This window comes from Cribrihabitans pelagius (assembly GCF_048820915.1).
GTDB lineage: Bacteria > Pseudomonadota > Alphaproteobacteria > Rhodobacterales > Rhodobacteraceae > Cribrihabitans_A > Cribrihabitans_A pelagius.
Genome location: NZ_JBMERR010000001.1, coordinates 156,370 through 169,710, shown reverse-complemented (window position 1 = coordinate 169,710; position 13,341 = coordinate 156,370). Strand labels below are relative to the sequence as shown.

Below are 13,341 nucleotides of genomic sequence, written 5' to 3'. Positions count from 1 at the left end.
GCCGGAGGCGCAATTCCAGTCCCGCGCGCCGTCAAACCCGGTGGTAAGGGCTGCCCGCAAGAATCGTCGCGGCGCGGTAGACCTGTTCGGCCAGCATCAGCCGCACCAGCATGTGCGGCCAGACCATCTTGCCGAAAGAAAGAGAGAAATCGGCCTCCGCCCTCAGGCCCGGGTCGATCCCGTCAGCGCCGCCGATGATCAGCGCGAGATCCTGCCGGCCGGTGTCGCGCCAGCCTGCGAGCTTTTCGGCAAAGGCGGGGGAGGCGATCACCTTGCCGCGCTCGTCGAGCGTGCAGATCACCGCGCCCTTGGGCAGCGCCTTGCGCAGGAGTGCGGCCTCGGCCGCCATCCCCGCGTTCTTCTTGTCCTCGACCTCGACCACCCGCGCAGGCCCCAGACCGAGAGCGCGGCCGGTGCGGTCAAAACGGGTGAGGTAATCGTCGATCAGCGTCTTTTCCGGTCCGGCGCGCAAGCGGCCGACCGCGCAGATATGCAGGCGCATGGCAATTCCAAGGCTGGCGGGCCCGCGCCGCGGCACGGGCCGGGACAAACTCCGGGGCACGGGGCCGGACTCGCACCCGGACACAGGCCCGGATACAAACCGGCGCCCTCCCGGGCGGGATCATCCCGGCAGCGGGCAGCCCGGCCCGGGCGCATCCCGGGCGGGGGTTCAGCTCTCCGCCGGAGCGGGGGTGCCGCCTGCGGGCATCCACATCTTCTCGAGCTGGTAGAACTCGCGCACTTCGGGCCGGAAGATATGGACGACCACGTCGCCGGTATCGATCAGCACCCAATCGCCGGTGTCCTTGCCCTCGACCTTGCTGACCAGCCCGTACTCCTGCTTGAGCCGGTCGGTCAGCTTTTCGGCCATGGCCGCGACCTGGCGGGTGGAGCGGCCGGAGGCCAGCACCATGTAGTCACCGATCGAGGTCTTGCCGCGCAGATCGATCTGCACGACGTCTTCGGCCTTGTCATCGCTGAGAGAGGAGAGGATACGCTCCAGCAGCTTCTCGCTGGAGGGCTGGGTGCGGGCGGCCATCACGGCTGCCCCGCTGACAGCGGCATCAGCCGCGTGAGGTTCGAACGACAGGACATTGTCCTCCTTGCTGCGCGCCGTCCGTCCCCCGGCGCTGGGGATAGTTCAAATGTAGCAAGCCCGGTGTGCATTTTCAATGAACGCCGCGCTGCCGCAAGCCCGCGCCCTTATACCTCCTGGCCGCCGGGCGCAACCCGCGCAGGCTGCGTGCCGTCCAGCAGCCGCACCTCGCGCTGCGGGAAGGGGATGGAGATGCCCTCGGCCTGGAAGGCGTCCCAGAGCGCCAGGTAGACGTTGCCGCGGATGTTGGTGAGCCCGCCGGTGGGGTCGCTGATCCAGAACCGCAGCACGTAGTCGACGCTGCTGTCGCCGAAGCCGGTGATATGGCAAACCGGATCGCGGCCCGGCCCGGCCAGCACCCGGCTGGAGGATTTCGCCGCAGTGATGGCGACCGCGCGCACCCGGTGCGGATCGTCGCCATAGCTGGTGCCGAAGTTCAGATCGAGCCGCACGTAGCGGTCCGAATGCGACCAGTTCACCACCTCGCTGGTGATGAAATCCTCGTTCGGGATCAGGTATTCCTTGCCGTCCCGCGTGACCACCGAGACATAGCGCGCGCCCAGCGCGTTGATCCAGCCGAAGGTTTCCCCCAGGGAGATCACGTCACCGGGTTTGATCGAGCGGTCCATCAGGATGATGATGCCGGACACAAGGTTGGAGACCACCTTCTGCAAGCCGAAGCCGATGCCGACGCCGATGGCACCGGACAAGACCGCAAGCCCGGTGAGGTCGAAGCCGATGGTGCGGATGGTGATCACCACGGCAAGGCTGTAGAACAGCACCTGCACCGCCTTGCCCAGCAGCACCTGCATCGAGGGCGAGATATCCTCGTTGCTGCGCAGCCCCCCGGCAGCGGCGTTGGAGCCGATCCGTGCCAGCGCCAGCAGCGCCGCCGCCAGCACCAGCGCCTTCAGCACCATCAGGAGCGACAGGTGCACAGCGCCGATGTCCAGCGCGATGCGGTCGAGGATCCGCGCCGCGTCATCGTCGAGATTGAGCGCAACCAGCGTGGCGTAGATCCACATTGCCCAGGTGAAGAGCTTGCGCAGCGCCGGGTTCTGCACCAGCCGCGCGAGAAAGGCGATCACCAGCCAGGCGGTGGCCAGGGTGGCCGCCACTCCGATCAGGTAGCTGCGCGAGGGCCAGGTCACTTCGCGCATGATCAGGAAGGTGGACCAGGACAGGACCACGAAGATCACCAGCGGCAGCCGCCGCAGAACCTGCACCAGAAGCCGCAGCCGCCACTTCGGCCAGCCCTCGCGCGAGCGGGCCCAGCGGTCCAGCGGCGGCTCGGCGGCGAATTTCAGGGCCCAGGCCGCGGCCACCAGCGCCAGCACGATCAACAGCTGGTAGAGCCGCCAGCCCGGCATCAGGTAAATTGTGGCCAGGTTCGACACCCAGGCCAGCGCCCCCTCCAGGCTGCTCTGCACTGGTTCGGGCAAAACACCGTTCGGCAGGATTTCACTGTCCATTCAAGACCCTCCTGCCCGCAGGATGCGATGCCCGCCACCTGCGGGCAAGGGGCGGCATCGGCCAAGCCCCTGCAATGCGCCAACGAATCTTGATTGGAATCTTGATTGCGGGCCGCGGCGGATGTATCCCAGCCCCATGACCCCCGTATTGGCCCAGAAAATCGAACTGCAAGACCGCGCCCGCCTGCGCGAGCGGTTCTTTGGCGCCGCCCGCACGGTCCTGGCCCGCCTATAAGGCGGATGCCCAGCCTTTCGCCAGCATACCCCAATACATCACGGGAGAGGACCCATGTCCCCCAAGACACTCTATGACAAGATCTGGGATGCGCATGTTGCGCATGAAGCAGAGGATGGCACCTGCCTGCTCTATATCGACCGCCACCTGGTCCATGAGGTGACCAGCCCGCAGGCCTTCGAAGGCCTGCGCATGGCAGGCCGCGGCGTGCATGCGCCCGACAAGACCATCGCGGTGCCGGATCACAACGTGCCCACCACGCTCGACCGCGCCAAGGGCATCGAGAACGAGGAAAGCCGCATCCAGGTGGAGGCGCTCGACAAGAACGCCAAGGAGTTCGGCGTGCATTACTACCCGGTGGATGACGTCCGCCAGGGCATCGTGCATATCGTCGGCCCCGAACAGGGCTGGACGCTGCCCGGCATGACCGTGGTTTGCGGCGACAGTCACACCGCCACCCACGGCGCCTTCGGCGCGCTGGCGCATGGCATCGGCACCTCCGAGGTGGAGCATGTTCTGGCCACCCAGACGCTGATCCAGAAGAAGTCCAGGAACATGAAGGTGGAGATCACCGGCAAGCTGAAGCCGGGCGTCACCGCCAAGGACATCACCCTGGCCGTGATCGGCGAGACCGGCACCGCCGGCGGCACTGGCTATGTCATCGAATACTGCGGCGAAGCGATCCGCGATCTGTCGATGGAAGGCCGCATGACCGTCTGCAACATGGCAATCGAAGGCGGTGCCCGCGCCGGGCTGATTGCGCCGGACGAAACCACCTATGAATATGTCAAAGGCCGTCCGCACGCCCCGAAGGGTGCCCAGTGGGAGGCCGCGCTGAACTGGTGGAAGACGCTCTACACTGATGAGGGCGCGCATTTCGACAAGGTGGTCACCCTGAAGGGCGAGGACATCCAGCCCGTCGTGACTTGGGGCACTTCGCCCGAGGACGTGCTGCCGATCACCGGCACCGTGCCCTTCCCCGAGGACTTCTCCGGCGGCAAGGTCGAAGCGGCCCGCCGTTCGATCGAGTACATGGGGCTGACCCCGGGCCAGAAGCTCACCGACATCGAAATCGACACGGTGTTCATCGGCTCCTGCACCAACGGCCGGATCGAGGACCTGCGTGCCGTCGCCGATGTGGTGAAGGGCAAGAAGATCAAGGAGGGCCTGCGCGCCATGATCGTGCCGGGCTCGGGCTTGGTGCGCGCTCAGGCCGAGGAAGAGGGCCTGGCCGAGATCTTTGAGGAAGCCGGCTTCGAATGGCGGCTTGCGGGCTGCTCCATGTGCCTCGCGATGAACCCCGACCAGCTGGCCCCGGGCGAACGCTGCGCGGCCACCTCGAACCGCAACTTCGAGGGCCGACAGGGCTACAAGGGCCGCACCCATCTGGTGAGCCCGGCGATGGCCGCCGCTGCCGCGCTGACCGGGCGGCTGACGGACGTGCGTGAGCTGATCTGAGCCGAGGGGCACCCATGCCGTCCAGCCCTTCCCTTCCCGCGGTGGCAAGCCTGTGGATCGGCGACCGCCTCAACTGGCTGCACGAACTGTCCCTGGCCAGTTTCGTGCAGCGCGGCCACGAGGTGGTGCTGTTCCATACGCAACCTGCCCCGCCGCCGGTGCCGGCAGGTGTCCGCACCTGCCCGGCGGCGGAAATCTGGGACGCCGCCGCCGCAGGGCACGGCGAGGCGCCGGCCTCGATGCTGTCCGATCTGTTCCGGCTTTACCTGCTGAAACAGACGGACATGATCTGGGTCGACACCGACATGCTCTGCTACCGGCCGCTGCCGGATGCGGCGTATCACGCGGGCTATGAGCCGACGCGGTCGGTCAATGGCGCGGTGCTGCGGCTGCCGAAGCACTCGGGCACCCTGAACCAGTTGCTGGACTGGTTCGAGGACCCCGAGTGGGTGCCGCCCTGGCTTGGCCAGCAGATCCAAAAAGAGGTGCGCACGGCCGCACCCGGCCAGCGGCTGCTGAAGGCCTTCGAGTTGCAGCGGCCCTCGCTGGGGCCCCGGGCGCTGGAGCACACGCTGAAAATGACCGGAGAGGCGGAGCACCTGCGCAAGCCGGATGTGTTCTACCCGATCCGCGGCGTGCTGACCGACGTCTTCTTCAGCGGCCACTGCCGGGAGGACGGCTGGATCACGGAGAACACGCTGGCCATCCACCTCTATGCCTCGATGGTGCGGCGCTACCACAAGACGCACCGGCCCGAAAACAACAGCTTCATCGCCCGCTTTGCGGAGGAGATCGGATTTGATCTCAGCGGTTTGAAGCACCAGAAACAAGGAAACGAGTAATGGAAAAGTTCACCAAACTGCAGGGCATCGCAGCGCCCATGCCGCTCGTCAATATCGACACCGACATGATCATCCCCAAGGTGTTCCTGAAGTCCATTCAGCGCACCGGATTCGGCGTCAACCTGTTCGACGAGATGCGCTATAACCGCGACGGCTCCGAAATCCCCGATTTCGTGCTCAACAAGCCGCAGTACCGCAACACCGAGATCCTGGTGGCGGGCGACAACTTCGGCTGCGGCTCCTCGCGCGAGCATGCGCCCTGGGCGATCAAGGATTTCGGGATCAAATGCGTGATCTCCACCTCCTTTGCCGATATCTTCTTCAACAACTGCTTCAAGAACGGCATCCTGCCGATCGTCCTGCCGCAGGAACAGGTCGACATGCTGATGAGCGACGCGGAAAAAGGCGCCAACGCGCGCATGACCGTGGATCTGGAGGCGCAGGAGATCACCACTTCGGACGGCATCGCGATCCCGTTCGAGGTCGATGCCTTCAAGAAGCATTGCCTGCTGAACGGGCTCGACGATATTGGCCTGACGCTGGAAAAAGCGCCCGCCATCAAGTCCTACGAGGACAAGCTGGCGCAGGAACGCCCCTGGGTCTGAGACTGGGTCTGGGTCTGAGCCCGGCCAAGGCACCAACCGGAAAGAGCCGCCCCCGCCGGGGCGGCTCTTTTGCTTGCGGGCGCGGGACAAGAGAGGAGCACGCCGCCACATTCCCGCCGCAATTGCACACCCCGCAGTGCGCCTTGGGGTGCAGCAAAGCAAGACCCCTAGATTTAGGGGCACCTCCGGAGCGCTGATGCAATCGCGCACCACTATTGCGGCCTTCCACCGGTCCCGCCCCCCGCGGCGGCTTGAGCAAGGTGCCGCCAACCGGCAAGATTGGGGCAAAAATGAGGCAGCGCCTCCCGTGCGATGCGGGCGGCACATCCGGCACCGGGGCAGGCACAGGCCCGCCCGGCCGGCCCAGCGCGGTTCGAGGGGACAAGAGACGTGATTGCACGCATTACAGGCGCGGCCTTCCGCGGCTTGCTGGTGGCCCTGATGGTGGCCGCCCCGGCGCTGCTGCTGCCGCCTGGTGCCACCGCCTCGCCCGAGATCGTGGTTTTTATTGCGCTGCTGGCCGGGGCGCTGACCTTTGCCGAGTATTTTCCGCAGCTCCCCAGTGTTGTCGAATTCCGCGAGGCGCCGCCGTTCAACCGGATGCGCTTTGCCGCCTGCGCGGTGACGCTGGGGCTGTTGAGCCTGCTGTCGGCGCATCCGCTGGCGCCGACCGGGCTCACCGCGCTGGTGCAGCAGACGGCCGGCCGGCTGGGTGCGGCGATGGATTTCGCTTATTCTCCGGTGCAGCTTGCCACCCTGATGATGCGGCCGCATGCGGCCGCGGAGACGGTGCTGGCGGTGCGCAATGCCGCCGGCCTCGCTTCGGTTGTCGCCATAGCCGCGGTTGTGCTCTTTGCCCTGGCGATCCGCATCGGCCAGTGGCCGTTGGGCCAAGGCGCCTTCAACGTCTGGGTGAACCTGCCCTTGTTCGACCCGACCACCGGCGCCGACGTGGTGCGGCGGCTGCAGCGGGACGGGCGCATCAACGTGATCTTCGGGACCCTTCTGCCCTTTGCGGTGCCTGCGGCGGTGACGCTTTCAGCAGGGCTGGCCGACCCTGCCCTGCTGGCGGCGCCGCATGTGCTGGTCTGGAGCGTGACCGCCTGGGCGCTGGTGCCCGCCTCGATGATCATGCGCGGCATGGCGATGCTGCGGATTGCCGCCCTGATCGCCCGCCAGCGCCGCGCCGCGCACCGTGCGGCCGAGGCGCTGCAGACCGCATGAGGCGGCTGGCGGCCCGGCTCCTGCTGATCGCCGCCGCAGCGCAGAGCGGCGCGCCCGGATGGGCGGACAGCTTGCGCATTGCCACCTTCAACACCGAACTTTCCCGCCGCGGGCCGGGCCTTCTGCTGCGCGACATTCTGCGCGGCGAAGATCCGCAGGTGGCGGCGGTGGTCACTGTCATTGCCGCTGCCCGCCCGGATGTGCTGGTGCTGCAGGGCGTCGACTGGGATGCAGAGGGCCGCACGCTGGCGGCGCTGCAGCAACGGCTGGGTGAGGCGGGCGCCGTCTACCCCCATCGCTTCCTGCGCCAGCCCAACGCCGGGCTGCCGGTGGAACCGCCGCTGGACATGGATGGCGACGGCCGGATCGGGGATGCGGGCGATGCCCAGGGCTACGGGCGCTTCCGCGGCGATGGCGGCCTGGCGGTGCTCTCGCGCCTGCCGCTGCGGGAGGCGGAGGCGCGCGAGTTTTCCGCCCTGTTGTGGCGCGACTTGCCCGGTGCGGACCTGCCCCGGCACGAGGACGGGCGCCCCTTCCCCTCCAGCGAAGCGCAGGCGGTTCAGCGGCTGTCTTCGGCCGCGCACTGGCTGGTGCCGATTGAGCTGCCGGAGGGAGGGCGGCTGAACGTGATGGCCTTCCAGGCCGGAACGCCGCTGTTCGACGGGCCGGAAGACCGCAACGGCCGCCGCAACGCCGATGAGATCCGCCTCTGGCAGCACCTGCTGGACGGAGCGCTTGGCCCCGCGCCCGAGCCGCCTTTCGTGATCGCGGGTGGCGCCAACCTGGACCCGGAGCGCGGCGCGGGCCGCCGCGAAGCGATCCGCGCGCTGCTGGCCGACCCGCGCCTGCAGGACCCGCGTCCCGGGAGCCGGGAGGCTGGCACGGCCACCGTGGAGTGGAAGACCGCCGGGGAGATGCGGGTCGATTACCTGCTGCCCTCCGCCGGGCTGAGCGTCACCGGGGCCGGGGTGATCTGGCCGCAAACCCCGCAGGATGCGGCAGCAATGGCGAGCCGTCACCGGCTTGTCTGGGTGGACCTCGACCTTCCGTGAACTGCCGCCCTGCACCTGCGGCACCAGCACCCGCAGGCCGTTGTTGACCCTGCCCGCCTCTGCCGCTAGGCCCTTTGCCAGCGATTTCAAGGAGGATGCGCATGCCCAACCCATCGATTCTGATTCTGCCCGGCGACGGGATTGGCCCCGAGGTGATGGCCGAAGTGCGCAAGATCATCTCCTGGTTCGGCGACAAGCGCGGCCTTCAGTTCGATGTGAGCGAGGACCTGGTCGGCGGCGCCGCCTATGACAAGCATGGGCTACCGCTCGCGGATGAGACCATGGCCAAGGCGCAGGACGTCGACGCGGTGCTGCTCGGCGCCGTGGGCGGGCCGAAATACGACGATCTCGACTTCTCGGTGAAACCAGAGCGCGGGCTTCTGCGCCTGCGCAAGGAGATGGACCTCTACTCCAACCTGCGGCCCGCGCAGTGTTTCGATGCGCTGGCGGATTTCTCCTCCCTGAAGAAGGACATCGTCGCCGGGCTCGACATCATGATCGTGCGCGAGCTGACCTCCGGCGTCTACTTCGGCGAGCCGCGCGGCATCTTCGAGGAAGGCAACGAGCGGGTCGGCATCAACACCCAGCGCTACACCGAGAGCGAGATCGAGCGCGCTGCGCGGTCGGCCTTTGAACTGGCGATGCGCCGGAACAAGAAGCTCTGCTCGATGGAGAAGGCCAACGTGATGGAATCCGGCATCCTCTGGCGCGAGGTGGTGACCCGCGTCGGCCAGGAATACCCGGAGGTCGAGCTGTCGCACATGTATGCCGACAACGGTGCCATGCAGCTGGTGCGCGCGCCCAAGCAGTTCGACGTGATCCTGACCGACAACCTGTTCGGCGACATTCTGTCCGACTGCGCCGCAATGCTCACGGGCTCGCTCGGGATGCTGCCCTCCGCCTCGCTTGGCGCGCCGATGGAAAACGGCCGACCCAAGGCCCTGTATGAGCCGGTGCATGGCTCCGCGCCCGACATTGCGGGGGAAGGCAAGGCCAACCCGATCGCCTGTATCCTGAGCTTTGCCATGGCGCTGCGCTACAGCTTCGATCAGGGTGCAGAGGCTGCCCGCCTGGAAGCCGCGGTCGAAAAGGTGCTGGCCGATGGCGTGCGCACTGCCGATCTTCTGGGCGAGGAGGGCAAGGAGCCTGTCTCGACCAGCCAGATGGGTGATGCCATCGTCGCCGCGCTGGACACCAGCCTGTAAGACCGGCCACTGAGCCGCTGCTGACGAGATGACGGGGCCGGAAGGGTGACCTTCCGGCCCCTTTTTTGTGCGGTGCCCTCAGCACACGAGCTTTTGTACCGCGCTCCGGCGCAAAAGCGCCGCCTTCGCGCCAATCCGCTCTTGCACGCGCCGCCTGTGCGGCGTTAGCGCTATAGGCGGGCGGTTGCGTCCGATATCCCTCAAATCGCCGGAGAAGGCATGAATACCAAAGCAGCCCTGATTGCCCTGTTAGCCTATGCGATCTTCTCCACCCATGACGTGGTGGTGAAATTCGTGAGCGCGGAGATGTCGGCCTTTCAGATTGTCTTCTTTTCCAGCCTGCTGTCGTTTCCGCTGCTGACGCTCCTGATGGTGCGCGATGCCACCCCCGGCACCCTGCGCCCGGTCCATCCCGGGTGGATGGCGCTCCGGTCGCTGTCAATGTCGGTGGTGCCCGCCAGCGCCTTTTATGCGTTTTCCGTCCTGCCCCTGGCGCAGACCTATGCGCTGCTGTTTGCCACCCCGCTTCTGATCACACTGCTGTCGATTCCGGTGCTGGGGGAGAAGGTCGGCCTGCCGCGGATGGCCGCGGTGCTGGCGGGCTTTGCGGGGGTGCTCGTGGTGCTGCGGCCGGGCGAGACCGAGCTTGGCCCCGGCCACGCGGCCGCCCTGCTCGCCGCTTTCGGCAGCGCGTCGCAATCGGTGATTCTGCGCAAGCTCAGCAGCGTCGAGCGGCGCGTGGTGCTGATGCTTTTCCCGATGCTCACCACCGTCGTCGCCATGGGGCTGGCGCTGCCCTTCGTCTACGTCCCGATGGAGGCGCAGGCGTTCGGAGGCCTCGCCATCATCGCGCTTTTCGGCTTTGCCGCGACCCTGCTTGTGGTCAACGCCTATTCCATCGGCGAAGCGGCGATTGTCGCGCCGATGCAATATTCGCAGATCATCTGGGCCACGGTTTTCGGCGTTTTGCTGTTCGACGAGGCCGTCGACCTGCCGACGCTGATCGGCGCCGGGATGATTATCGCCAGCGGCGTCTTTATCGTCCTGCGCGAGGCCCGCGGCGGCCGCTCCGACCACACCCCCGTCCTGCAAACCCGCAGCCGCACCGTCCCCAGCAGCGGCATGAACGTCTCGTTTTTCCTGAAACGGAATTCCGGTGAAAATCCTGCCGAATAGGTCTTGCCAAACCGCAAACAGCGGTATACTCCACGCGCCACGGTCGGAGCGTAGCTCAGCCTGGTAGAGCACTGTCTTCGGGAGGCAGGGGCCGGAGGTTCGAATCCTCTCGCTCCGACCAATAAAACAAGGCGCCTTCGGGCGCCTTTTGTTTTGCCCGCCGCCTGCGCTCGAAGGCCCCGCGGCGGGTCTGGACCGCCCTGCCCTTCGCTCCTTTTTCCGGCCCTGCCCATCCTTCGCCGGCCGCACTGCCCCTCCCCCGTTTGACCGCCGCTGCTTTCGCTCTAGGTCCCTGCGCAATCCAGGGCCGCGAGGCCGCAAACCGGGGAGAAACGCCATGGTCACGTTCGAGCTCAACGGCAAGGAGGTGACGGCCGACGTCCCCGATGACACGCCGCTTCTGTGGGTACTGCGCGACGAGCTGCGGCTCACGGGCACCAAGTTCGGCTGCGGCATCGCCCAATGCGGCGCCTGCACGGTGATGCTGAACGGGATGACACGGCGCTCCTGCGTGACGCCCATTTCGATGGTGGACGGCAGTTTCGTCACCACGATCGAGGGCATGGACGGCCCCGAATACGAGGCGGTGCAGGCGGCCTGGGCCGGGCTCGATGTGCCGCAGTGCGGCTGGTGCCAGTCCGGCCAGGTGATGAGCGCCACCGCGCTCTTGCAGGAAATCCCCAACCCCACCGACGAGGACATCGACAACGCCATGTCCGGCAACATCTGCCGCTGCGCCACCTATGTGCGCATCCGCAAGGCGATCCATGACGCCGCCGGGCTGATGGAGGGATAGGACCATGACCAGCCAGATTTCCCGCCGCCGCTTCCTGGCCTCCGCAGCCGGGCTGGTGATCGGCCTGACCCTGCCCATACGGGCCCGCGCCCAGTCCGGCGCTGCCGCAGCACTGCAATCCGGCGCCACCGCCGAGGCCGTCTTTGCCCCCAACGCCTTTGTCCGGGTGGCGCCCGACGATACCGTGACGGTGATCATCAAGCATATCGAGTTCGGCCAGGGCCCGTTCACCGGGCTGGCGACGCTCGTCGCCGAGGAGATGGACGCCGACTGGGCACAGATGCGCGGCGAAAACGCGCCTGCGAACAACGAGCTGTACAAGAACCTCGCCTTTGGCCTGCAAGGCACCGGCGGCTCGACCGCGATGGCGAATTCCTACATGCAGATGCGCAAGGCGGGCGCTGCGGCGCGCGCCATGCTGGTCGCCGCCGCGGCGGAGGAATGGGGTGTGCCGGCAGAGGAGATCACCATCTCCAAGGGGCAGATTTCCCACAGTTCGGGCCAGTCCTCGGGCTTTGGCGCGCTGGCGGAGAAGGCGGCGGGGATGACGCCGCCGGAAGACCCGCCGCTGAAGGCTGCCGCGGATTTCACCCTGATCGGCACCGACAGGCCCAAGCTCGACACGGCGGAGAAGTCGAACGGCACCGCGATCTTCACTATGGATGTCTACCGCGACAACATGCAGATGGTAACGGTGGTGCATCCGCCGAAATTCGGCGCCACGGTGGCCTCTTTCGACGATGCCGCCGCGCTGGATGTGCCGGGGGTTTTCGCGGTGCGGCAGATCCCGCAAGGGGTTGCGGTCTATGCCGATACCTTCCACGCCGCGCTGAAGGGCCGCGCGAAGCTGATAGTGGAGTGGGATGAAAATGGTGCCGAGACGCGCTCTTCCGAACAGATGTATGCGGAGTTCTCCAGCGCGGCGGCAGACGGCGGCATGGAGGCCGAGCGCATCGGCGACGGCGGAGACGGCATCGCCGATGCGGCGCAGGTGATCGAGGCCGAGTTCCGCTTCCCCTTCCTCGCGCATGCGCCGCTGGAGCCGCTCGACGGGGTGATCGAGGTCGGCGAGGGCAAGGCCGAGGCCTGGATCGGATCGCAGTTCCCCTCGCTGGACGTGCCCGCGCTGGCGCAGGTGCTGGAGCTGGACCCCGCCGATGTGACGCTGAACGTGATGTTTGCGGGCGGCAGCTTTGGCCGCCGCGCGCAGGACACCGCGCATTTTGCCGCCGAACTGGCGGAGGTCGCCAAGGCGGCGGGCGGACCCGGCGCCTTCAAGCTGATCTGGACCCGCGAGGACGACATCCAGGGCGGCTACTACCGGCCCCTGACCGTGCACAAGCTGCGCGCTGGGATCGGCAGCGACGGCAGCCTCACCGGCTGGGAAGATATCGTGGTGAACCAGTCGATCATGGCGGGCGGCCCGATGGCGCAGATGATACAGGACGATATGGACCCCACCTCTTTTGAGGGCGCCTCCCGCATGCCCTATGACTTTGCCAATGCGCGGGTCGGCTGGGTGCCGCGCGAAAGCCCGGTGACGGTGCTGTGGTGGCGCTCGGTCGGGCATTCGCACACCGGTTACGCCACCGAGGTGTTCCTCGACATGGTGCTGGAGGCGCAAGGAAAGGACCCGGTGCAGGGGCGGCTCGATCTGCTGAAACCCGACGCTGCCCGCGACCGCGGCGTGCTGGAGAAGGTGGCGGAGATGGCCGGCTGGGACGGCACGCTGGTGAAGGACGGCAAGGCCTACGGCGTCGCGCTGCATGAAAGCTTCGAAACGTATGTGGCGCAGATCGCCGAGGTGTCGGACGATGACGGCATGCCGAAGGTCCACCGGGTCTGGTGCGCGGTGGATTGCGGCGTTGCGGTCAATCCCAACGTGATCCGCGCACAGATGGAGGGCGGCATCGGCTATGGACTCGGGACCGTGTTGTTCGACGAGATCACCCTGGGCGAAGGCGGCGCGATCCAGCAGGCCAACTTCGACACCTACCGCATGCTGCGCATCAACGAGATGCCGGAGGTGCTGGTGGAGATCATCGCTTCAGACGAGGCCCCGACCGGGGTGGGCGAGCCGGGGCTGCCGCCGATCGGGCCTGCCGTTGCCAATGCCTGGCGGGCGCTGACCGGCAAGACCGTAACCCAACTTCCCTTCAATAGAGCGGCGGAGGCCTGAG

The 13,341-nt window shown here is 67.0% G+C and carries 12 protein-coding genes and 1 tRNA gene; 10 read left to right on the top strand and 3 right to left on the bottom strand.

Annotation, left to right across the window (positions count from 1 at the left end; all coding sequences use genetic code 11):
* Window positions 1-31 precede the first annotated feature (31 nt).
* The 3 genes from rlmH to ACOHX0_RS00760 form a co-directional block, all read right to left on the bottom strand.
* Entirely contained in the window at window positions 32-502 is a 471-nt protein-coding gene (gene rlmH, locus ACOHX0_RS00770; RefSeq protein ID WP_420674709.1) for a 23S rRNA (pseudouridine(1915)-N(3))-methyltransferase RlmH, read from the bottom strand.
* 168 nt (window positions 503-670) lie between these two features.
* On the bottom strand, window positions 671-1,039 hold the full coding sequence (gene rsfS / locus ACOHX0_RS00765; protein WP_420674708.1) for a ribosome silencing factor: 369 nt from the start codon (window positions 1,037-1,039) through the stop codon (window positions 671-673).
* A gap of 164 nt (window positions 1,040-1,203) precedes the next feature.
* Window positions 1,204-2,568 carry a mechanosensitive ion channel family protein gene (locus ACOHX0_RS00760; protein ID WP_420674707.1) on the bottom strand — a complete coding sequence of 455 codons (1,365 nt, stop codon included), beginning with the start codon at window positions 2,566-2,568 and terminating at the stop codon, window positions 1,204-1,206.
* Between the two features lie 289 nt (window positions 2,569-2,857).
* Here ACOHX0_RS00760 and leuC point away from each other — a divergent pair, with 289 nt between their 5' ends.
* From leuC to ACOHX0_RS00710, 10 genes are all read left to right on the top strand, one after another.
* Complete coding sequence (gene leuC / locus ACOHX0_RS00755; RefSeq protein WP_420674706.1) at window positions 2,858-4,261, top strand: 3-isopropylmalate dehydratase large subunit; 1,404 nt, start codon at window positions 2,858-2,860, stop codon at window positions 4,259-4,261.
* Window positions 4,262-4,275: 14 nt separating this feature from the next.
* Window positions 4,276-5,103, top strand: coding sequence for a glycosyltransferase family 32 protein (locus tag ACOHX0_RS00750; RefSeq protein WP_420674705.1), 828 nt, complete (start codon window positions 4,276-4,278; stop codon window positions 5,101-5,103).
* Window positions 5,103-5,708, top strand: a complete 606-nt coding sequence (gene leuD / locus ACOHX0_RS00745; protein WP_420674704.1) for a 3-isopropylmalate dehydratase small subunit — start codon at window positions 5,103-5,105, stop codon at window positions 5,706-5,708. Before ACOHX0_RS00750 ends, leuD begins: the two co-directional genes overlap by 1 nt.
* Before the next feature lie 390 nt (window positions 5,709-6,098).
* Window positions 6,099-6,932, top strand: coding sequence for a hypothetical protein (locus tag ACOHX0_RS00740; protein WP_420674703.1), 834 nt, complete (start codon window positions 6,099-6,101; stop codon window positions 6,930-6,932).
* Window positions 6,929-7,984 carry an endonuclease/exonuclease/phosphatase family protein gene (locus ACOHX0_RS00735; RefSeq protein ID WP_420674702.1) on the top strand — a complete coding sequence of 352 codons (1,056 nt, stop codon included), beginning with the start codon at window positions 6,929-6,931 and terminating at the stop codon, window positions 7,982-7,984. Before ACOHX0_RS00740 ends, ACOHX0_RS00735 begins: the two co-directional genes overlap by 4 nt.
* Before the next feature lie 101 nt (window positions 7,985-8,085).
* Window positions 8,086-9,189 carry a 3-isopropylmalate dehydrogenase gene (gene leuB / locus ACOHX0_RS00730; protein WP_420674701.1) on the top strand — a complete coding sequence of 368 codons (1,104 nt, stop codon included), beginning with the start codon at window positions 8,086-8,088 and terminating at the stop codon, window positions 9,187-9,189.
* A gap of 219 nt (window positions 9,190-9,408) precedes the next feature.
* On the top strand, window positions 9,409-10,365 hold the full coding sequence (locus ACOHX0_RS00725; RefSeq protein ID WP_420674700.1) for a DMT family transporter: 957 nt from the start codon (window positions 9,409-9,411) through the stop codon (window positions 10,363-10,365).
* A gap of 44 nt (window positions 10,366-10,409) precedes the next feature.
* A tRNA-Pro gene (locus tag ACOHX0_RS00720) sits at window positions 10,410-10,486 on the top strand.
* Window positions 10,487-10,702: 216 nt separating this feature from the next.
* Window positions 10,703-11,161: a (2Fe-2S)-binding protein gene (locus tag ACOHX0_RS00715; protein ID WP_420674699.1), complete on the top strand. Its 459-nt coding sequence runs from the start codon at window positions 10,703-10,705 to the stop codon at window positions 11,159-11,161.
* Between the two features lie 4 nt (window positions 11,162-11,165).
* Window positions 11,166-13,340, top strand: a complete 2,175-nt coding sequence (locus tag ACOHX0_RS00710; protein ID WP_420674698.1) for a xanthine dehydrogenase family protein molybdopterin-binding subunit — start codon at window positions 11,166-11,168, stop codon at window positions 13,338-13,340.
* The last annotated feature ends 1 nt before the right edge of the window (window position 13,341 follow it).